Annotated in this window: 19 protein-coding genes; 9 read left to right on the top strand and 10 right to left on the bottom strand. The window is 69.7% G+C overall.

Annotated elements, in window-relative coordinates:
- Nucleotides 1-4: 4 nt before the first annotated feature.
- From choV to choX, 3 genes are read right to left on the bottom strand one after another with little or no spacing between them, the layout of a single operon-like run.
- Nucleotides 5-1,009 carry a choline ABC transporter ATP-binding protein gene (gene choV / locus DPQ23_RS11215; RefSeq protein WP_112874837.1) on the bottom strand — a complete coding sequence of 335 codons (1,005 nt, stop codon included), beginning with the start codon at nucleotides 1,007-1,009 and terminating at the stop codon, nucleotides 5-7.
- Nucleotides 1,006-1,842 (bottom strand): choline ABC transporter permease subunit, encoded by an 837-nt coding sequence (choW, locus tag DPQ23_RS11210; protein ID WP_420818582.1) that lies wholly within the window; start codon nucleotides 1,840-1,842, stop codon nucleotides 1,006-1,008. Before choW ends, choV begins: the two co-directional genes overlap by 4 nt.
- 16 nt (nucleotides 1,843-1,858) lie before the next feature.
- Nucleotides 1,859-2,800 (bottom strand): choline ABC transporter substrate-binding protein, encoded by a 942-nt coding sequence (gene choX, locus DPQ23_RS11205; RefSeq protein WP_112874833.1) that lies wholly within the window; start codon nucleotides 2,798-2,800, stop codon nucleotides 1,859-1,861.
- An 86-nt stretch (nucleotides 2,801-2,886) separates the two neighbouring features.
- On the opposite strand from choX, the gene betI reads away from it, so the two are divergent.
- From betI to betA, 3 genes are read left to right on the top strand one after another with little or no spacing between them, the layout of a single operon-like run.
- Nucleotides 2,887-3,462 (top strand): choline-binding transcriptional repressor BetI, encoded by a 576-nt coding sequence (gene betI, locus DPQ23_RS11200; protein ID WP_112874831.1) that lies wholly within the window; start codon nucleotides 2,887-2,889, stop codon nucleotides 3,460-3,462.
- Nucleotides 3,463-3,464: 2 nt separating this feature from the next.
- On the top strand, nucleotides 3,465-4,904 hold the full coding sequence (gene betB, locus DPQ23_RS11195) for a betaine-aldehyde dehydrogenase (RefSeq protein ID WP_170310785.1): 1,440 nt from the start codon (nucleotides 3,465-3,467) through the stop codon (nucleotides 4,902-4,904).
- Nucleotides 4,891-6,597, top strand: coding sequence for a choline dehydrogenase (gene betA, locus DPQ23_RS11190; protein ID WP_112874924.1), 1,707 nt, complete (start codon nucleotides 4,891-4,893; stop codon nucleotides 6,595-6,597). The genes betB and betA overlap by 14 nt, the downstream gene beginning before the upstream one ends.
- 104 nt (nucleotides 6,598-6,701) lie before the next feature.
- Here the strand turns inward: betA and DPQ23_RS11185 are convergent, their stop codons facing one another.
- Together DPQ23_RS11185 and DPQ23_RS11180 are read right to left on the bottom strand one after the other, a co-directional pair.
- Complete coding sequence (locus DPQ23_RS11185) at nucleotides 6,702-8,777, bottom strand: ATP-binding protein (protein ID WP_112874827.1); 2,076 nt, start codon at nucleotides 8,775-8,777, stop codon at nucleotides 6,702-6,704.
- 51 nt (nucleotides 8,778-8,828) lie between these two features.
- Nucleotides 8,829-10,001: an RsmB/NOP family class I SAM-dependent RNA methyltransferase gene (locus DPQ23_RS11180; RefSeq protein WP_112874825.1), complete on the bottom strand. Its 1,173-nt coding sequence runs from the start codon at nucleotides 9,999-10,001 to the stop codon at nucleotides 8,829-8,831.
- A gap of 227 nt (nucleotides 10,002-10,228) precedes the next feature.
- On the opposite strand from DPQ23_RS11180, the gene recA reads away from it, so the two are divergent.
- A complete protein-coding gene (recA, locus tag DPQ23_RS11175) occupies nucleotides 10,229-11,299 on the top strand; it encodes a recombinase RecA (protein ID WP_112874823.1) in 1,071 nt (356 codons plus the stop codon).
- 811 nt (nucleotides 11,300-12,110) lie between these two features.
- On the opposite strand, the gene DPQ23_RS11170 is transcribed toward recA, so the two are convergent.
- Complete coding sequence (locus DPQ23_RS11170) at nucleotides 12,111-12,845, bottom strand: response regulator (protein ID WP_112874821.1); 735 nt, start codon at nucleotides 12,843-12,845, stop codon at nucleotides 12,111-12,113.
- Between the two features lie 138 nt (nucleotides 12,846-12,983).
- Between DPQ23_RS11170 and mce the strand changes: the two genes are divergently transcribed.
- Complete coding sequence (gene mce / locus DPQ23_RS11165; RefSeq protein WP_112874819.1) at nucleotides 12,984-13,388, top strand: methylmalonyl-CoA epimerase; 405 nt, start codon at nucleotides 12,984-12,986, stop codon at nucleotides 13,386-13,388.
- Nucleotides 13,388-13,654 carry a DUF1467 family protein gene (locus DPQ23_RS11160; protein ID WP_112874818.1) on the top strand — a complete coding sequence of 89 codons (267 nt, stop codon included), beginning with the start codon at nucleotides 13,388-13,390 and terminating at the stop codon, nucleotides 13,652-13,654. The genes mce and DPQ23_RS11160 overlap by 1 nt, the downstream gene beginning before the upstream one ends.
- Here DPQ23_RS11160 and DPQ23_RS11155 read toward each other — a convergent pair.
- Together DPQ23_RS11155 and DPQ23_RS11150 are read right to left on the bottom strand one after the other, a co-directional pair.
- Nucleotides 13,629-14,327, bottom strand: coding sequence for an EI24 domain-containing protein (locus DPQ23_RS11155; protein WP_112874817.1), 699 nt, complete (start codon nucleotides 14,325-14,327; stop codon nucleotides 13,629-13,631). The two genes, DPQ23_RS11160 and DPQ23_RS11155, sit on opposite strands and share 26 nt — an antisense overlap.
- The gene (locus tag DPQ23_RS11150; RefSeq protein WP_112874815.1) at nucleotides 14,324-14,893 is read right to left on the bottom strand and encodes a nitroreductase family protein; all 570 of its coding nucleotides are present in this window, start codon (nucleotides 14,891-14,893) and stop codon (nucleotides 14,324-14,326) included. The genes DPQ23_RS11155 and DPQ23_RS11150 overlap by 4 nt, the downstream gene beginning before the upstream one ends.
- A 116-nt stretch (nucleotides 14,894-15,009) precedes the next feature.
- On the opposite strand from DPQ23_RS11150, the gene DPQ23_RS11145 reads away from it, so the two are divergent.
- A complete protein-coding gene (locus tag DPQ23_RS11145; RefSeq protein ID WP_112874813.1) occupies nucleotides 15,010-15,267 on the top strand; it encodes a DUF167 domain-containing protein in 258 nt (85 codons plus the stop codon).
- A 6-nt stretch (nucleotides 15,268-15,273) separates the two neighbouring features.
- Here DPQ23_RS11145 and DPQ23_RS11140 read toward each other — a convergent pair whose 3' ends face one another.
- Entirely contained in the window at nucleotides 15,274-15,510 is a 237-nt protein-coding gene (locus tag DPQ23_RS11140) for a hypothetical protein (RefSeq protein WP_112874811.1), read from the bottom strand.
- Between the two features lie 129 nt (nucleotides 15,511-15,639).
- Here DPQ23_RS11140 and DPQ23_RS11135 point away from each other — a divergent pair, with 129 nt between their 5' ends.
- Nucleotides 15,640-16,452 (top strand): M48 family metalloprotease, encoded by an 813-nt coding sequence (locus DPQ23_RS11135; RefSeq protein ID WP_112874810.1) that lies wholly within the window; start codon nucleotides 15,640-15,642, stop codon nucleotides 16,450-16,452.
- Nucleotides 16,453-16,706: 254 nt separating this feature from the next.
- Entirely contained in the window at nucleotides 16,707-17,048 is a 342-nt protein-coding gene (locus DPQ23_RS11130; RefSeq protein ID WP_112874808.1) for a hypothetical protein, read from the top strand.
- A 53-nt stretch (nucleotides 17,049-17,101) separates the two neighbouring features.
- Here DPQ23_RS11130 and ilvN read toward each other — a convergent pair whose 3' ends face one another.
- A complete protein-coding gene (gene ilvN / locus DPQ23_RS11125; RefSeq protein WP_112874807.1) occupies nucleotides 17,102-17,662 on the bottom strand; it encodes an acetolactate synthase small subunit in 561 nt (186 codons plus the stop codon).
- Nucleotide 17,663 lies beyond the last annotated feature (1 nt).

Genomic DNA, 17,663 nt, shown 5'->3' with positions numbered 1-17,663 from the left:
GCGCTTAGCGGCGCGGGTCGAGCAGCCGTTCCAGGACCGACTCGCGCGTCACTCGCCCGCCCCCCGTCACAGGCCGCGCGTCGCTGTCCGCCAGCGCGGCCATGACCTGCCGCGCGGGCAGTTCGCGCGGCAGGGGCGCGCCCGCCGCCTCGCCGGGTTCGGCCAGGTCGGCGGCGGTCAGCACCGCCATCGGGTTCATGTGGGCCACGAACTGCTCGACATATTCGCTGATCGGGTTCTGGATGATCTGGCGGGCGGTGCCGACCTGCACGATATGCCCGCCCTCCATCAGGGCGATGCGGTTGCCCAGCTTGAACGCCTCGTCCAGATCGTGGCTGACGAAGATGATGGTGCGGCGGAATTTCTGCTGCAACTCCAGCAGTTCGTCCTGAAGACGGGCGCGGATCAGGGGATCGAGGGCCGAGAACGGCTCGTCCATCAGCAGGATCGGGGCCTCGGTGGCAAAGGCCCGCGCCAGTCCCACGCGCTGCTGCATGCCGCCCGACAGATCGCCCACCCGCCGGTCGGCCCAGTCGGCCAGCCCCACCGTCGCCAGCTGCTCGTTCACCCGCGCGCGGCGTTCGGCCTTGGCCATGCCGGCCAGCTCCAGCCCCAGGCCGACGTTCTCGCGCACCGTCCGCCATGGCAGCAGGCCGAATTGCTGGAACACCATCGCCACATGGCGCAGGCGGATCTCGCGCAGGGACTTGGGATCGGCGTGGGTCACGCTGACCATGCGGTCCCCGGCCAGCAGGCGCACCTCGCCCCGGCACACCGGGTTCAGCGCGTTCACGGCCCGCAGCAGCGTCGATTTCCCCGATCCGCTGAGGCCCATCAGCACCACGATCTCGCCCTGCGCCACGTCCAGCCGGCAGTCGTGCACGCCCAGAACCTGCCCGGTCTCGGCCCGGATCGCGCCGCGGTCCAGCCCCTGGTCCATCAGCGGCAGCGCGGCCTGCGGCCGGTCGCCAAAGACGATGCTGACGTTGTCGAACTCGACCGCGTTCATGTGCGTCCCCCGAACTTCAGCATCCGGTCCAGGATGACGGCCACGACGACGATGACGAAGCCGCTTTCGAACCCCATCGCCGTGTTGACGCTGTTGAGCGCGCGGACCACCGGCACGCCCAGCCCGGACGCGCCGACCAGCGCCGCGATGACGACCATCGACAGCGACAGCATGATGGTCTGGTTCAACCCGGTCATGATCTGCGGCAGCGCGCTGGGCAACTCGACCTTCCACAACAGTTGCCGGGGGGTGGCGCCGAACGATCGCGCGGCCTCGACCAACTCGGTGGGGGTCGAGGCGATGCCCAGATGCGTCAGCCGGATCGGCGCGGGCAGCACGAAGATCACGGTCGCGATCAGGCCGGGCACCGACCCGATGCCGAAGAACACGATGGCCGGGATCAGATAGACAAAGGTCGGCAGCGTCTGCATCAGGTCCAGCACCGGCTGCATCCAGTCGTAAAGCCGGGGACGGTGCGCGGCGGCGATGCCAAGCGGCACGCCCAGTGCCATGCAGACCACGCCCGCGGCCAGCACGAGCGTCAGCGACTGCATCGTCTCGTCCCAGTATCCCTGGTTCAGGATGAACAGGAACCCGGCCGCGACCAGCAGGCAGGTCGCAAGGTTGCGCCGGATCGCCCAGGTCAGGGCGGCGGCCAGCGCCGTGAAGACCAGCGGATGCGGAAACTCCAGCGCGCGTTCAAAGGCGGCGATCAGCCCTTCCAGCCCCGCCGCGACCGCGTCGAAGAACGGGGCGGCATTGGCCTTGAGCCAGTCGAAGACGATCTTGGCCGTCCTGCCGACCGGCAGCTTGTGGTCGGTCAGCAGCGCCATCAGCCATTCCATCGCGTCAGTCGCCCAGCGCCGCGGTCAGCGCGGCGGCGCCATCGCCCCCGTCGAACGTCGTGACGCCGTCCAGCCAGGGCGCGGCCGCGTCGGGATGGGCCTTCAGCCAGGCCATTGCGGCATCGCCGGGCTGCTGGCCGTCGTTCAGGATCGCGGCCATGACCTCGTTTTCCATCGGCAGCGTAAAGACCAGGTTCTGTAGGAACCTGCCGACGTTGGGGCACTCCGCGACATAGCCCGCGCGGGTGTTGGTCCGCACCTCGGCCCCGCCCAGGTTCGGGCCGAACACCTCGTCGCCGCCCTCAAGATAGGTCAGGGTGAACTGGGTGTTCATCGGATGCGGCTCCCACCCCAGAAAGACGATCGGCTCGCCGGCGGCGTCCGCGCGCTGGACCTGCGCCAGCATCCCCTGTTCCGAGCTTTCGACGACCTCCCAGGCGCCCAGGCCGAACTTGTCCTGCGCCACCATGTCCAGCAGCAACCGGTTGCCGTCGTTGCCCGGCTCGATGCCGTAGATCTTGCCCTCCAGCGCATCCTTGTGCGCCGCGATCGAGGGGAAATCCCTGATTCCCAGGTCAGCCCCGATCTTGTTTGTGGCCAGCGTGTACTTCGCCCCCGTCAGGTTGGTGCGGACCGTGTCCACCGTCCCAGCCTCGGCATAGGGTTTGATGTCGGCCTCCATCGTGGGCATCCAGTTGCCCAGGAACACGTCCACATCGTCGGTGGACAGGGCCGTGTAGGTCACCGGCACCGACAGCACCTTGATCTCGGTCTCGTACCCCAGCGCCTGCAGAACCGTCGTCGCCAGGGCGGTGGTGGCGGTGATGTCGGACCAGCCCACGTCCGAAAAGCGCACTGTCTTGCAGGATTCCGGGTCGGCGGCCAGCGCGGGGCCGGCCAGCGCGCTGGTCAGGACCAGTGCGGTCAGGGTGCGGCGGATTGTCATCTGGTGGTCTCCCCGTGTTCTTGATTGACGAGTCAATTAACGATGCGCTAGGCGGGATTGGCAATCATTTTCCTGCCGGTGATCCCATGCACAAATCTGGCGCAGAGCCTATCCGAAAGGCGGCGCTGATCAACGCCGCAATCGCTGTCGTCGGGCAGGCGGGCTCGCTGGACGTCACGGTGGCCCAGATTGCCCGGCACGCGGGCATGTCGCCGGCGCTGGCGCACCACTATTTCGGCTCGAAGACGCAGATGTTCCTGGCCGCCATGCGCCACATCCTGTCGCGCTATGGCGCGGCCGTCCGGGCAGGGCTGTCGGGTGTCGCGGACCCGGAGGCGCGGGCCGCCGCGATCCTGAAGGCCAGCTTTTCGGGCGACAACTTCGACCGCGACACGACGGCGGCGTGGCTGAACTTCTACGCGCTTGCGCTGACCGACCCGCAGGCCGCGCGGCTGCTGGCGGTCTATCACCGCCGGCTGCGGTCGAACCTTGTCCATGCGCTGCGCCCTCGGCTGGGGGATCGCGCGGGACAGGTGGCCGACACGATGGGGGCGCTGATCGACGGCGTCTATCTGCGCGCGGTGCTGGAACGGCGCGACGGGCCGAACCCCGACCACGCCGCCGCGCTGGTGTCCGATTACCTGCACGAGGTGCTGTCATGACCCTGTCCGCCCAGCCCGCCGCCTCGCTGTGGATCGACGGCGCCCCGACCGAGGGGCAGGGCGCCGTGCTGGCCGTCCGCTATCCCTATACCGGCGAGGTCATCGCCACCCTGCTTGAGGCGACGCCCGCGCAGGTCGCGCAGGCCTGCGCCGCCGCCGCCGCCGCCCAGCCCGCCTGGGCCGCGCTAAGGCCCGTGGACCGCGCCCGCGTCCTGTCGCGCGCCGCCGCCATCATCCGCGACCGCGCCGAGGATCTGGCGCGGCTCGAGACGCTGGACACCGGCAAGCCCATCCAGGAAACCCGAGTCGCCGACTGGCCGTCCGGCGCGGATGCGCTGGAGTATTTCGCGGGCCTTGGTCCCACGCTGACGGGGCAGATGATCCCGCTGGGCGACGACTGGGCCTATACCCGGCGCGAGGCGCTGGGCGTGGTCGCGGCCATCGGCGCGTGGAACTATCCCAGCCAGATCGCCTGCTGGAAGGCCGCGCCCGCGCTGATCATGGGCAATGCCGTCGTCTTCAAGCCCAGCGAGGAAACGCCGCTGGGCGCGTTGCAACTGGCCGCGATCCTGGCCGAGGCCGGCCTGCCGCCGGGCCTGTTCAACGTCGTGCAGGGCGGCGGTGCGGTCGGCGCGGCGCTGGTGGGGGATGCGCGCGTGGCCAAGGTCTCGCTGACCGGGTCGGTGCCCACGGGGCGGCGCGTCTATGCCGCCGCGGCCGAGGGGATGCGCCATGTCACCATGGAACTGGGCGGCAAGTCGCCGCTGATCGTCTTCGACGACGCCAGCCTGGACGACGCGGTGGGCGCCGCGATGCTGGGCAATTTCTATTCGTCGGGGCAGGTCTGTTCCAACGGCACCCGCGTCTTTGTCCAGCGCGGGCTGCACGACGCCTTTCTGGCGCGGCTGGCCGAGCGGGTCTCGACCATCGTGTCGGGCGATCCGCTGGACGAGCGGACGCAGTTCGGGCCCATCGTCTCGCCCGCCCAGGCGGGCAGGATCCGGGCGGCCATCGCCGCCGGACAGGCCGAGGGCGCGCGGCTGGTCTGCGGCGGGCCGGGGCAGGGGGCGTTCGTCCCGCCGACAGTGCTGGCGGATGCCACGGATGCGATGACGGTGGCCACCGACGAGATCTTCGGCCCGGTGATGACGGTGCTGGCCTTCGACACCGAGGCGGAGGCGATCGCGCGCGCCAACGCCACGATCTATGGCCTTGCGGCCGGGGTGTTCACGCGCGACCTGGCGCGCGCCCACCGTGTCGTGGCGGCCTTGCAGGCGGGCACCTGCTGGATCAACGCCTATAACCTGACACCCGTGGAAATGCCGTTCGGCGCGACCAAGATGTCGGGGTTGGGCCGAGAGAACTCGGCCGCCGCGATCGAGGCCTATTCGCAGGTCAAGACCGTCTATGTCGGCATGGGGGCGGTCGATGCCCCGTATTGACGCAAGACGCGGCGGCCCTGCACCGGATGCGGCCGATTACGTCGTCGTGGGCGCGGGGTCGGCCGGCTGCGCGCTGGCTTACCGGCTGGTGATGGCGGGGCGGCGGGTCGATCTGGTCGAATACGGCGGCAGCGACGCGGGGCCGTTCATCCAGATGCCCGCGGCGCTGTCCTATCCGATGAACATGCGCCGCTATGACTGGGGGTTCCAGTCGGAACCCGAGCCGCATCTGGGCGGGCGTCGGCTGGCCACGCCGCGCGGCAAGGTGCTGGGCGGATCGTCCTCGATCAACGGGATGGTGTTCGTGCGCGGCCACGCCCACGATTTCGACCATTGGGCGGACCAGGGGGCGGAGGGCTGGGGCTATGCCGACGTGCTGCCCTATTTCAAGCGCATGGAAACCTGGCACGGGGCTGAGGATGGCGCGGCCAGCCCCTATCGCGGCACCGACGGGCCGGTCCATGTCACCCGCGGGCCGCGGGCGAACCCGCTGTTCAACGCCTTCATCGAGGCGGGCGCGCAGGCAGGCTACGCCGTCACGCCCGACTACAACGGCGCCCGGCAGGAAGGCTTCGGCCCGATGGACGCGACGATCTGGCAGGGGCGGCGCTGGTCGGCCGCCAACGCCTATCTGCGCCCGGCCATGGCGACGGGCCGGCTGCGGATCGTGCGCGCCCTGGCCGAGCGGGTGGTGTTCGACGGCACCCGCGCGACCGGCGTCGCCGTGCGCCGCGGCGGCGTGCGCTGGACGGTCGCCGCAGGACGCGAGGTCATCCTGTCGGCCAGCTCCATCAACACGCCCAAGCTGCTGATGCTGTCGGGCATCGGCCCGGCCGGGCATCTGCGCGACCGCGGCATCGAGGTTCTGGCAGACCGCCCCGGCGTCGGCGCAAACCTTCAGGACCATCTGGAAATCTACATGCAGTACCGGGCGATCCTGCCGGTGACGCTGTACAAGCACTGGAACCTGTGGGGCAAGGGCACCATCGGCGCGCAATGGATGGCGACGGGCAAGGGGCTTGGCGCGTCCAACCAGTTCGAAAGCTGCGGGTTCATCCGGTCGCGCGCAGGCGTCGACTATCCCGACATCCAGTATCACTTCCTGCCGCTTGCCGTCCGCTATGACGGCAAGGCCGGGATCGAGGGGCACGGGTTCCAGGCCCATGTGGGGCCGATGCGCTCGCCGTCCCGCGGGTCCGTGCGCCTGCGGTCGGCGGACCCGGCCGAATCGCCCGAGATCCGCTTCAACTACATGTCGACGGACCAGGACTGGGCCAATTTCCGGGCCTGCGTGCGGCTGACCCGCGAACTGTTCGCGCAGCCCGCCTTTGCCCGCTATCGCGGCGACGAGATCCAGCCCGGCCACGCCACCGCCAGCGACGCCCAGATCGACGCGTTCATCCGCGAGCACGCCGAGTCCGCCTATCACCCCTGCGGGACCGCGCGCATGGGCCGCGCCGACGACCCGCTGGCGGTCGTCGATCCGGCGCTGCGGGTGATCGGCGTGCAGAACCTGCGCGTCGCGGACAGCAGCGTCTTTCCCCGGATCACCAACGGCAACCTGAACGCCCCCAGCCTGATGACGGGCGAAAAGGCGGCCGACCACGTGCTGGGCCGGGGCATGCTGGCGCCGTTGCACCTGCCGCCCGAGGTTGCGGACGGCTGGATGCAGGCCCAGCGACTGCGCGCCTGAGCGGACAGAGGCGGGGCAAGAAGCCGCGCGCGGGGGGGGGCCGGGGTCTGGCGGGCGGCGCTGCCGCCGCAGGACCGGCCCTTGGGGGCCGGTCGATCCGCCGATCAGTGAACCGATGCCGCCTCGGCCGAGACGGCGGGGCCGGGACGACCGGCAAGGTGGTTCTCGACCGTGGCGGTCAGTTCCGACAGAGAGAAGGGCTTGGGCAGGAACAACGCGCCGGGGATCGGCGCCGAGGCATCCGACAGCGTGACCTCGCTGTAGCCCGACACGAAGATGACCTTGGTGCCCGGTCGGTCGCGCAGCGCCGCCCTGACCCAGGTCGGGCCGTCCATGCCGGGCATCACCACGTCGGTCACGAACAGGTCCACCGTCAGCCGGTCGTCGGCCAGCAGATCCAGCGCCCGCTCTGCGCAGTCGGCCTCGATCACCTCGAACCCGCGAAGCCGCAGCGCGCGGGCCGCAAAGGCGCGGACCGGCGCCTCGTCCTCGACCAGCAGGACGGTGTGCTGGCGATCGTGCAACGTCGGGTCCTCCGCGACCGGCGCTGGTGCGGGCGGGGGCAGCGGCGCGGCGTGGACGTGGGCCTTTTGCGCCGGGAAATACAGGGTGAAGGTCGTGCCCTTTCCCACCGTGCTGTCGCAAAAGACATAGCCGCCGGTCTGCTTGACGATGCCGTAGACCGTCGAAAGGCCCAGTCCCGTCCCCTCGCCCTGGCGCTTGGTGGTAAAGAACGGATCGAAGATCTTGTCGATCTGGTCTGCTGCGATTCCGCAGCCCTCGTCCGCCACGGTAACGCACACATAGTCGCCGCGCGGCAGGCTGGCACGGTCCATCGCCTGCGCGGCACCCAGGCGGACATTGTCCGTGCGGATCGTGATCTCGCCCCCCTGGGGCATGGCGTCACGGGCATTCACGACAAGGTTCATCAGCACCTGCTCCAGTTGCCGCCGGTCGGCGCGGATCGGCCGCAGGGCGGGATCGTTGGTGAACGTCAGCAGGACCCGTTCCCCCACCAGCCTGTTCAGCAGATGGGTCAGGTCCGACAGCGTGTCGCGCAGATCCAGGATCTGCGGCTTCAGCGTCTGCTTGCGCGAGAACGCCAGCAGTTGTTCCACCAGCGCCGCCGCGCGATTGGCGTTCTGCGAGATCTGGTGCAGGTCGGCATAATCCGGGTCGGTCTTGTCGCGTCGCAGCATCAGCAGGTCGCAGTGCCCGGTGATCGCCGTCAGCAGGTTGTTGAAATCATGCGCGATCCCGCCCGCAAGCTGGCCGATCGCCTGCATCTTCTGGCTCTGGACGAACTGCGCCTCAAGCGTCTTGATCGCGCTGGCGTCGGTCAGCACCGCAACGGCCCCCCCGGTGCGCGTGTCGGGGGCCAGCGAGACCTGGACGTGCCCGTCCCGGCCGTCCGCCTTGCAGCGCAGGACCTCGCCCCGTCCCGTGTCGCGCCCCTCGCGCGCCTCGGCCACCCAGTCCGCCAGCGGCCGGCCGGGGCCGTCCAGAAGATCGCCCAGCGGCGTGCCGGGCGCCATCGGGCCGAGCAGCGTGACCGCGGCGTCGTTTGCGGATGTGACCAGGCCGCGCGCGTCCAGCTCGATCAGGGCGACGGGCAGTCGCGCCAGGTCGGCGCTCTTGTCCGGGGGCGCTGTCGGCGTCGGGGCGGGCGCCTCGACAGGCACAAGCTGCCAGAGCTGCGCCGCAGAGCCGACGATGCGCCGGGCCGTCAGGCGTCCGCCGGCGGGCAGGTCGATCCCCGCGGCACGCCCTTCGGCCGCTCGTGTCAGCATCGTCGCCGCGGTCTTTTCAGGCGACGCGCAGAGCCGCCCCGCAAGGGCCGCCACGGGGCAGCCCAGCACATCGTGCCACGCACCAGCGGCCTCGGTCTGGGCATGGATGCGCCCCTCGGGCGTCACGATCCACGCGAGCCCGTTTGCCGGCAGGGACCGCGTCGCCCGGTTCAGGTCGCGCCGTTGCTGCACCCTCGACGCCAGATGGCGCAGCGAGATCATCCCGCCCAGCAGATACCATCCCGACGCTGCCGCACCGCCAACCACCAGCCAGCGCGCCGGCGGATGGCCGGGCCACAAGGCCAGCGCGCCCGCCCCGATCGCCACCGGCAGCATCAGCACAGGCAGCAGCACCATGCCCTGCGCCGACTGGTTGTTGCGATCCGTCATTCCCGATGCGTTCCCGACTGTCCCATTCCCGGCACCCTAGCGGCTCATGGGTTAACCGGCCGTTAAATCACGCAGGACGGCATGGAAAAATCCGTCCGGCGAGGCGTCCCCCGGACCGGGCCGCTGGGCAAGCGTGCCGTCCAGCGTCAGGGTGGGGTGATCGTCCAGAAAGCGGCTGATGACAGCCTCGTTCTCGGACATGAACAGGGAACAGGTCATGTAGACCAGCCGCCCGCCCGGCCGCAGGTGCCGCGATGCGCGGTGAAGAATGCGGTGCTGAACGTCAGGGAACGCATCCAGCTGCCCCGGTGTCAGCCGCCATTTCGCGTCCGGCGTCCGCCGCCACGTCCCCGACCCGGAACAGGGAACATCGGCCAGCACCACGTCGAACCGCCCTTCGGGACCGCCCGGCGGCGCAAGTTCGATCGCCACGCCGGCACGACCCGCGCGCGCGGGCAGGTCGCGCATCCGCGCCGGATCGGCGTCCCAGGCAGTCACCCGCGCGCCGCGGGCAGCCAGCGCCAGCGCCTTTCCGCCCCCGCCCGCGCAGTAATCCAGAACCGTCTCGCCCCCTGTCAGCGGGACGGCCGCGCAGGCGATCTGCGGGGCAAGGTCCTGCAATTCCACAAGCCCGCCGCCGTAGGCCCGGCAGGACTGGACCCGCCGCTCTCCGTCCGTGACGCGCAGGGCGGTCGGGCAGCGCCCGTCCGGTTCGGACCGGACCCCCTCGGCCTCAAGACGTGCGGCGGCCTCGCCGAGGGTGGCGCGCGCGCCGTTGACCCGCAACCAAAGGGGCGCGCGGTGGCGCAGCGCCTCGGCCACCGCGGGTTGGCTGGGGCCCAGGTCCACGGCCAGACGATCCGCCACCCAGTCGGGCAGATCGAGGGCCTCGGCGGGCGTGGGCGCGCGGCCGGCCGCGCGCTCGGCCGTGGTCAGCGGGGCGGGCGCGTGGCCCTGACCCGTGAACACCTCGTCGGCATCGCGGTCCTGGGCGCGCAACCCGCCCAGGATCAGCCCGCGCCCCGTGTCCGCGCCCCCGCGCGCCGCCCGTGACCGGCGCTGGCGCAGCGCGGAAAAGACGTGATCGCGAACCGCAGCCCGGTCGCCCGAGCCCGCAAACCGGCTGGCCCTGGCCCAGCGGATCAGGGCCGCTTCGGCCGCGGTGCCGGCCAGGACGCTGTCCAGGACCTCGATGGCGGCCTGCGCGCGGGCAGCGGGTGTCATGGGGAACCTTCTCGATTTCGCATGGTCGTCTGATGCCAGCGGGGCGGGCAAGGGACAAGGCGGACGCCGTCAACGATTTATTAACCTGCGGGGTGCCAAGGTCGGATTTGTGCAGGGGGTTCACTTGTAAAAATCGCCGGAAGTGCTTAGAACATAACAGGAACGCAGGCTCGGGCGCGCGATTGTGCGGCGGGCCGCACTGGCATAAGGTTGCGAAAGGCAGGAACATGGCAGGGGCGAGCATCTTGAAAATGGACGACAAGCGCAGCGCCGACCGGCAGAAGGCGCTGGACAGCGCGCTGGCGCAGATCGAACGTCAGTTCGGCAAGGGTTCGATCATGAAGCTGGGGGTGGACAATCCCGTGGCCGAGATCGAGTCGACCTCGACCGGCTCGCTGGGTCTGGACATCGCGCTGGGCATCGGCGGCCTGCCCAAGGGGCGGATCATCGAGGTCTTCGGGCCGGAAAGCTCGGGCAAGACCACGCTGACCCTGCATGTCGTCGCCGAAGAGCAGAAAAAGGGCGGGGTGTGCGCCTTTGTCGACGCGGAACACGCGCTGGACCCGCAATACGCCAAGAAGCTGGGCGTCAATCTAGACGAGCTGCTGATCAGCCAGCCGGACACGGGCGAGCAGGCGCTGGAGATCGTGGACACGCTGGTGCGGTCCGGTGCGGTCAGCCTGGTCGTGATCGATTCGGTGGCGGCGCTGACGCCCAAGTCCGAGATCGAGGGCGACATGGGCGACATGCAGATGGGCAGCCAGGCCCGCCTGATGAGCCAGGCGATGCGCAAGCTGACCGCCAGCATCGGGCGCAGCAACTGCATGGTGATCTTCATCAACCAGATCCGCATGAAGATCGGCGTGATGTTCGGCAACCCGGAAACGACCACGGGCGGCAACGCGCTCAAGTTCTATGCCTCGGTCCGGCTGGACATCCGCCGCACCGGCTCGATCAAGGATCGCGACGAGGTCGTGGGCAACTCGACCAAGGTCAAGGTCGTCAAGAACAAGGTGGCCCCGCCCTTCAAGCAGGTCGAGTTCGACATCATGTACGGCGAGGGCATCTCCAAGGTGGGCGAGCTGATCGACCTGGGCGTCAAGGCGGGCGTGGTCGAGAAATCCGGCGCCTGGTATTCCTATGGCGACGAACGGATCGGGCAGGGGCGTGAAAATGCCAAGCAGTTCCTGCGCGAGCACACCGACATCGCCATGGCCATCGAGGACAAGATCCGCGCCAGCCATGGGCTGGAGTTCGGCACGGGCCCCGATGAGGGCGATGACCTGACCGAAGAGTGATCGGCGTCCGCCGCGTAGGCAGTGTGACGCGCGGATTCCCCGCCGGTGCGGACTGGCCGCGATTGCGGCCGGTCCGTCCGGTCTTGTGGCGGCGATTGGCAAATGCGGACGCGGGCGTTTCGCCTGCGGGGTGGGTGCTGGTCGTCGCCTGCCCAGTTCCCCTCTAGTGCGGCGATAGGCATTGCACCACGTTCCAGAGCCGCGTCGTGCAGGGCAGATGTCATGTGGGGTCCGATGGTGACGGGGTTGCGGCGGATGTCTCTGCTGAAGTGGGCCAGGATGCCAGTGTGGACCCTGGTCTAAGCCGCTTTGGCGTAATCCCCAGGGAAGCGATCGCCCGCCTGGCCTCTGGAATTCAGGCGTCAAAGGGCGGTCGGCTCATCCGGGCGTCAAGGGACAAAAGGCGGTCAGGGCGATGACCCGCTTGCGCATACGCGAGGGTCTCGCAGCCCAAGGCTTGGCGCCGGGACGCTTCGGCGGAGGGCGACAAGCCTGCCCCTCGGTTCAGGGGTCCTGTGACGGCTTCGACTTCAGCCGGTGGACGACTGGCGTCGGGCTGTCCGGGCAGGAGGCGATCTGACGGTATCACGGGCTGCCCCGTTGGCGGTCCGCAAGTGCTCGGCAGTTCGGGCCCCCTGTCTGCACCGGCTTCCTGTTCCGCCGCAGCCCTTTGACCAACGGGCCGCGTATCACCACCACGACCGCGAGGAAGCCCTGTCGCCGCTGGCTGCTGGGGTGAGCGTGCCTGCACCCTGCGGGCCGGCCGCCACATGGGTCGATCTGCGCTTGGGGCCGCTGTCCGTGGGCCGCCCTAGATCGCCGCCGTGGTCGCAAGGCGGTCCTGGACCAGGCCGCTGATGCGCGCCAGATCAGCCGCCAGTGCGCGCCCCGCGGAGTGATCGCGCGCGAGCGCGGTGGCGGCATCCTCGAGCGGGCGGTCGCGGGACGAACGCGCGACCCCCGCCAGGAACCGCGCGATATAGTCGATGGCGCCGGTGTCCTCGGCTGCCGCCAGCACCATGGCGACATGCGCCAGATCGTCGCGCAGCGCGCCCTGATCGGGGCACACGACGTCGTCGGGCAAAAGGCGCGGCCCCAGCGGACGCGCCCCGGTCGGCAAGGCGTTCAGGATGATGTGCTGAAACAGCGCCAGGCTTTCGATGGGCTTGCCGATAAAGCCGTCCGCGCCGGCCGCCAGGGCCGCGGCCTCGTTCCCCGGATCGCCCGACATGCCCAGCAGGACCGGGACGCGCGGGTCCAGCGCCGCCATCCGGGCGATCAGGTCGGCGCCGTTGCCGTCGGGCAGGCCCATGTCGATGATAAGCACCGCGGGCCGATAGCTTTGCAGATGCCGCGCGGCGGCCCTGAGGCTGTCGGCACGCCTGATCCGCGCCCCGGACCGAAGGCAGAGCAGCCGTACCGCCTCGGACGCGAACCGCGAATCCTCGACCACAAGCACCGTGAGGCCGGTCAGCGGCCTGCCCGGCAGCGCCGCGCGCCACAGCGGAAGGGCATCGTCGCGGATGGTTGGCTCAGGTCGGGGCATGGCGTTCCTCCTCGAATCGCGCTTGTCCCAGGGTAGGGGTGGGTTGCTAACGGCGGGTTAACGGCGTCCCGCCTGCGGGGGCTTTCCCTGCAAGCCACGCAGCCTTAAGGATCGGCGCGATGCAAAAGGGGGAATGCCATGATCGGTCGCCTGAACCATGTCGCCATCGCCGTCCCGGATCTGGACGCGGCAGCCGCGCAGTACCGTGACACGCTGGGCGCGCGCGTCGGCGCGCCGCAGGACGAACCCGACCACGGGGTGACGGTCGTTTTCATCGAACTGCCCAACACCAAGCTGGAACTGCTGTACCCGCTGGGCGAAAACAGTCCGATCCAGGGCTTTCTGGACAAGAACCCGTCCGGCGGCATCCACCACATGTGCTTTGAGGTGGACGACATCCTGACGGCCCGTGACGCGCTGAAGGCCCAGGGCGCCCGCGTCCTGGGCACCGGAGAGCCGAAGATCGGCGCCCATGGCAAGCCGGTCCTGTTCCTGCATCCCAAGGACTTCAACGGCTGCCTGATCGAGCTGGAGCAGGTCTGATGTCGCTGACCGGCGGCCTGGTCCTGTACGCGACGCTGTGGTTTCTGTCGCTGTTCCTGCTGATCCCGTTCGGGCAGCGCAGCCAGGCCGACGCCGGCGACATCGTGCCCGGCACGCCCCGGGGCGCCCCCCATCAGCTGCGCGTCGGGCGACTGGCGGTGCTGGCCACGCTGCTGTCTGCCGCGATCTTTGCGGTGATCGCGGCGGTGATCTGGTCGGGCTGGATCACCCGCGCCGACATTATGGAGTTCGGCCGCCCCGGTTGAGGGCGTGGAACAGATGGGTGAACGCGGCCGCCGCAAGCACCGGGACCAGGATGTTCAGAACCGGAACCGTCAGCAGCAGCGCGATGCCCACGCCCAGGGCGGTGACGCTGCCGGTCCGCGCGCGGCGCAGGGCGTCGGCGCGCGGGCCGTCCAGATGCCGCTTGGCGGCAAGCGAAAAGAACTCTCGCCCCAGCAGCCAGCCGTTCGCCCCGTAGAACACGACGGGGGCCAAGGGACCGACCAGCGGCGTCAGGATCATCACCCCGATGCCCACGGCCACGACCGCCCCCAGGATGACGGCCGAATCAAGCAGCCCGTCGGTGAAATCCAGCGGGCGGCCGGCCGGATAGCCGTGCGTCGCCTCGACCGTGTCGGCCACCCGTTCCGCGAAAAGCCCCGCGAAAGCGGCGGCGACCGGGATGGCCAGGAACAGGCCCATCAGCGGCAGCAGCGCCAGCGAGCCCCACGACAGCGCCGGGCCAAGGGGCACGGCGCCGATCCAGGGCAGGGACAAGGTCTCGGGTCCCCAGGCGCGCAAGGCCCAGAACAGCGCCACCTGCAGCGCCACGAACAGCGCCAGCGTCAGCCCTACCCCCAGCGCCACCACGCCGAACACGCGCGGCCGCAGCAGGTCCAGCCAGCCCAGGACCAGCGCGCGAACCGCGGCCGTCACAGGAACACCGTCTTGGCAGCGACGTCCGGGCGGGGCCGGTCCGGGATCTCGGCCGCGCTGCGCGTTCCGATGTGGATCAGCCCGACGATCCGTTCCTCCCCGGTCACGCCCAGATGGGCGCGGGCAAAGTCGGGCTGGGCGGCGGGCCCGGTCAGCCAGGCCGCGCCGAAACCGGCGGCCAGCGCCGCATTCACCAGCGACAGGCAGACGTTGCCGGCCGACAGGAACTGTTCCCATTCCGGCACCTTGGCGTCGCGCACGGGCGAGGACACGACCGCCACGATGAGGGGTGAGGCGAACGCCGACCGCGCCTTTTCGACCGCCGCGGCGTCGCCGCCCTGATCGGCGACGGACCGCGCCAGTTCCGGGGCAAGGCGGTCCAGCGTCGCACGTTCCAGCACCACAAAACGCCAGGGTTCCAGCTTGCCGTGATCGGGCACCCGCGCAGCCAAGGTCAGCAAGTTCATCAGCTCGTGGCGGTCGGGCCCGGGGCCGGTCAGCGTTTTGGGCGGGTGCGATCGGCGATGGCGCAGGAAATACAGCGCCTCGGGCAGGATGTGGTTCATCGTCGGTCCTTCGGGCAAGCAGCGGGCATCTGCGCCGCCATGCCACGGGGGGCGCACGTCGTAAAGCGCACGGCCGGCCGCTTGACCGGGGCAGGCCGCGTGGCGATGCTGCGGGCATGGACAGGGCCGACCTGAGGGCGCTGGCGCAGCCCGGCGCCCGGATCGCGGTGCGCGTGACCCCACGCGGGGGGCGCGACGCGCTGACGGTCGATCAGGACGGGCGCATCCTGATCCGCGTGGCTGCCGCCCCGACGGACGGCAAGGCAAACGATGCGGTGCGGCGTGTCCTTGCCGCGGCGCTGGGGGTGGCGCCGTCGCGTCTGACGCTGCTGCGGGGCGCTGCCGCGCGCGACAAGCTGTTCCTGCTGGACTGACCCCGATCAGCGGTCCAGCCGGTAATTTCCCTCGGGCAGGTTCAGTGCCGCGCGCAACTCCTCGACCTGCACCAGGCTCAGCGTAATGCGGGCGACGGCACCGTCCTCGTCGGCCTGTTCGACCACGATGCGATCGTCGAACGTCAGGATCGTCACATCGTCCATCAGCGGGCGTTCGCCCGGTTCGGCCTCGTCGATCAGGGTGATGACGGTGGCGTCGAACTCGTGTTCGATGGTGAACATCCCGGACCCCGCCTGTTGATTTCCGCTGGCAACTTTCGCGTGATCCGCGGGCGGGTTGCAAGGGGCAGGGCTTGGCCCACGCCCGGCTTTGTCGCTAGGGTGCAGCGGCGCGAAAGACGGGGAACAGGAATGCGGGACAGCCAAGGCCGAAAGACACCAGACGCCGCAACCGCACCCCTGTTCGGGACGGGCCTGCGCGGACTGGCCCTCGCGGCCGTCGTGGCGCTGTCTGGCTGTGCGGTTCAGGTGGGGCCGGCCGCGCAGGCGCCGGTCGAGCCGATCATCCTGGGCGTCCCCCTGCCCAAGCCGGCGCCGACGACGCCCAACACGGCGCGCGAATCCGCGATGGCTTTCGCGCAGGTGATCCGCACCCTGGAACCCGCGATCGAGCGCGAGTGCGTCCAGCGCCGCCAGACCCCCATCAACTGCGATTTCCAGTTCGTCGTGGACGACCGCGTGGGGCTGGAGCCGAACGCATTCCAGACCATCGATTCGGCCGGGCGACCGATCATCGGGTTTACGCTGGCGCTGCTGGCAGCGTCGCGGAACGCCGATGAACTGGCCTTTGTTGTGGGCCACGAGGCATCCCACCACATCCTTGGCCACATCGACCAGAAGGCCAGCGCGGCCAGTGCAGGCGCGGTCATCCTGTCGGGAATCGCTGCGGCGTCGGGTGCCGACCTGGGCGCCATCCGGTCTGCCCAGCAACTGGGCGCGCAGATGGGGGCGCGCTATTACTCCAAGGATTGGGAGCTTGAGGCCGACTATCTGGGCGCCATCGTTGCGCTGAACGCCGGTTTCGATCCCGAGAATGGCGCCTTGTTCTTTGCCCGCATCCCCGACCCCGGCGACCGGGTGCTGGGCACGCATCCATCACGGGCGCAGCGTCAGGCGGTCGTGTCCCGTGCGGTATCCGATGTCCGAAGCGGCCGCGCAGGCTAACGTCTGCGCACGTCGGCATACAAGACCGGGGGGTGCGTCAAAAAGCCCCGTCCTGCCCATATGATGCAAGGATGCCACGGTTCCCTGGATTCTGCCGAGGTCATCACGCGAGTTTGACAGACTGGGGGCGGGACGAATAATCTGCACCAGTAACCTTCACCTCTCGAAGTTGAGCACTCAAGGTTTTCAAGGCGAATCGTTTTTTAGGGCTCGGGCCTGGTAAGGCTGGCACGTTGCCCAGAGGGGATTGGAAATTGATTGGCGTGGTCTTGTGGAGCGACCGCTCCCGCCTGAAGGCTGTGATCTGGTGCGAGGACAATGGCGCACTGGCATATTTGCGCGACAGCGTCGATTTTCGGGAAGCGAAATGGCCGGAAACGGGCGATATCGTCGCCTTCCGCCCGGAAGCCGACGGAGAGCTGCGCTTGGCACGCGAGGTTCAGCAGATGCCGGGGCATTGCGATCTGCATACCCGATTGGCCCCGCGCGCACCGGGACGCCCCGTGCGCCTGACGGCGGTGACAGGCGGCGCAGCCGCACGGGTGCGGGGCCGCTCTGCCGCACCGGCGCTTGGCGAGTGCGCAACCGCCGGGTAAACCGGCGGCGTGCGCCCGGCGCGCAAGCCAAGTGACGGACCCGTGGTCGCCGGTCAGGCGCCGCGGGCCAGTGCCGCCACCCCCGTCCGTGCGACCTCTGCCAGCCCCAGCGGGCGCATCATCTCGGCAAAGGCGTCCAGCTTCTCTGGCGTGCCGGTGATCTCGAACACAAAGCTTTGCAGCGTCGAATCGACGACCTTGGCGCGGAAGATGTCGCTGATCCGCAGCGCCTCGACGCGCTTGTCGCCGCTGCCGGCCACCTTGAACAGGCCCAGTTCGCGCTCGACCGACGGCCCCTCGACAGTCAGGTCGTGGACCTCGTGGACCGGGATGATCCGGCCCAGTTGCGCCTTGATCTGCTCGATCACGGCGGGCGTGCCGCGCGTGACCAGCGTGATGCGCGACCGGTGGCCTGTGTGGTCCACCTCGGCCACGGTCAGGCTGTCGATGTTGTAGCCGCGCCCCGAAAAGAGGCCGATCACGCGGGCCAGAACGCCGGCCTCGTTGTCCACGATGACGGCCAGCGTGTGGCGCTCCTCGCCCGCCGCGTGATAGTCGCGCAGGTCGTAGGCGGAATGGCTTGACGCGCCGCGGTCCAGTTTCAGTGCCGACATG

Origin of the sequence: Paracoccus endophyticus (assembly GCF_003286075.1) — a bacterium.
Classification (GTDB): Bacteria; Pseudomonadota; Alphaproteobacteria; order Rhodobacterales; family Rhodobacteraceae; genus Paracoccus; species Paracoccus endophyticus.
Note: the sequence above shows the minus strand (reverse complement) of the source record. Positions and strands in the feature narration are given on the sequence as shown.

What these genes read in the sequence shown, in the direction of transcription:
- DPQ23_RS11135 (WP_112874810.1), top strand. Translation starts at nt 15,640, where the DNA reads ATGCGGGACAGCCAAGGCCGAAAGACACCAGACGCCGCAACCGCACCC.
- betA (WP_112874924.1), top strand. Translation starts at nt 4,891, where the DNA reads ATGCCCCGTATTGACGCAAGACGCGGCGGCCCTGCACCGGATGCGGCC.
- DPQ23_RS11140 (WP_112874811.1), bottom strand. Translation starts at nt 15,510, where the DNA reads ATGTTCACCATCGAACACGAGTTCGACGCCACCGTCATCACCCTGATC.
- choV (WP_112874837.1), bottom strand. Translation starts at nt 1,009, where the DNA reads ATGAACGCGGTCGAGTTCGACAACGTCAGCATCGTCTTTGGCGACCGG.
- choW (WP_420818582.1), bottom strand. Translation starts at nt 1,842, where the DNA reads ATGGCGCTGCTGACCGACCACAAGCTGCCGGTCGGCAGGACGGCCAAG.
- DPQ23_RS11160 (WP_112874818.1), top strand. Translation starts at nt 13,388, where the DNA reads ATGTCGCTGACCGGCGGCCTGGTCCTGTACGCGACGCTGTGGTTTCTG.
- ilvN (WP_112874807.1), bottom strand. Translation starts at nt 17,662, where the DNA reads ATGTCGGCACTGAAACTGGACCGCGGCGCGTCAAGCCATTCCGCCTAC.
- mce (WP_112874819.1), top strand. Translation starts at nt 12,984, where the DNA reads ATGATCGGTCGCCTGAACCATGTCGCCATCGCCGTCCCGGATCTGGAC.
- DPQ23_RS11185 (WP_112874827.1), bottom strand. Translation starts at nt 8,777, where the DNA reads ATGACGGATCGCAACAACCAGTCGGCGCAGGGCATGGTGCTGCTGCCT.
- DPQ23_RS11150 (WP_112874815.1), bottom strand. Translation starts at nt 14,893, where the DNA reads ATGAACCACATCCTGCCCGAGGCGCTGTATTTCCTGCGCCATCGCCGA.
- recA (WP_112874823.1), top strand. Translation starts at nt 10,229, where the DNA reads ATGGCAGGGGCGAGCATCTTGAAAATGGACGACAAGCGCAGCGCCGAC.
- choX (WP_112874833.1), bottom strand. Translation starts at nt 2,800, where the DNA reads ATGACAATCCGCCGCACCCTGACCGCACTGGTCCTGACCAGCGCGCTG.
- betI (WP_112874831.1), top strand. Translation starts at nt 2,887, where the DNA reads ATGCACAAATCTGGCGCAGAGCCTATCCGAAAGGCGGCGCTGATCAAC.
- DPQ23_RS11170 (WP_112874821.1), bottom strand. Translation starts at nt 12,845, where the DNA reads ATGCCCCGACCTGAGCCAACCATCCGCGACGATGCCCTTCCGCTGTGG.
- DPQ23_RS11145 (WP_112874813.1), top strand. Translation starts at nt 15,010, where the DNA reads ATGGACAGGGCCGACCTGAGGGCGCTGGCGCAGCCCGGCGCCCGGATC.
- DPQ23_RS11180 (WP_112874825.1), bottom strand. Translation starts at nt 10,001, where the DNA reads ATGACACCCGCTGCCCGCGCGCAGGCCGCCATCGAGGTCCTGGACAGC.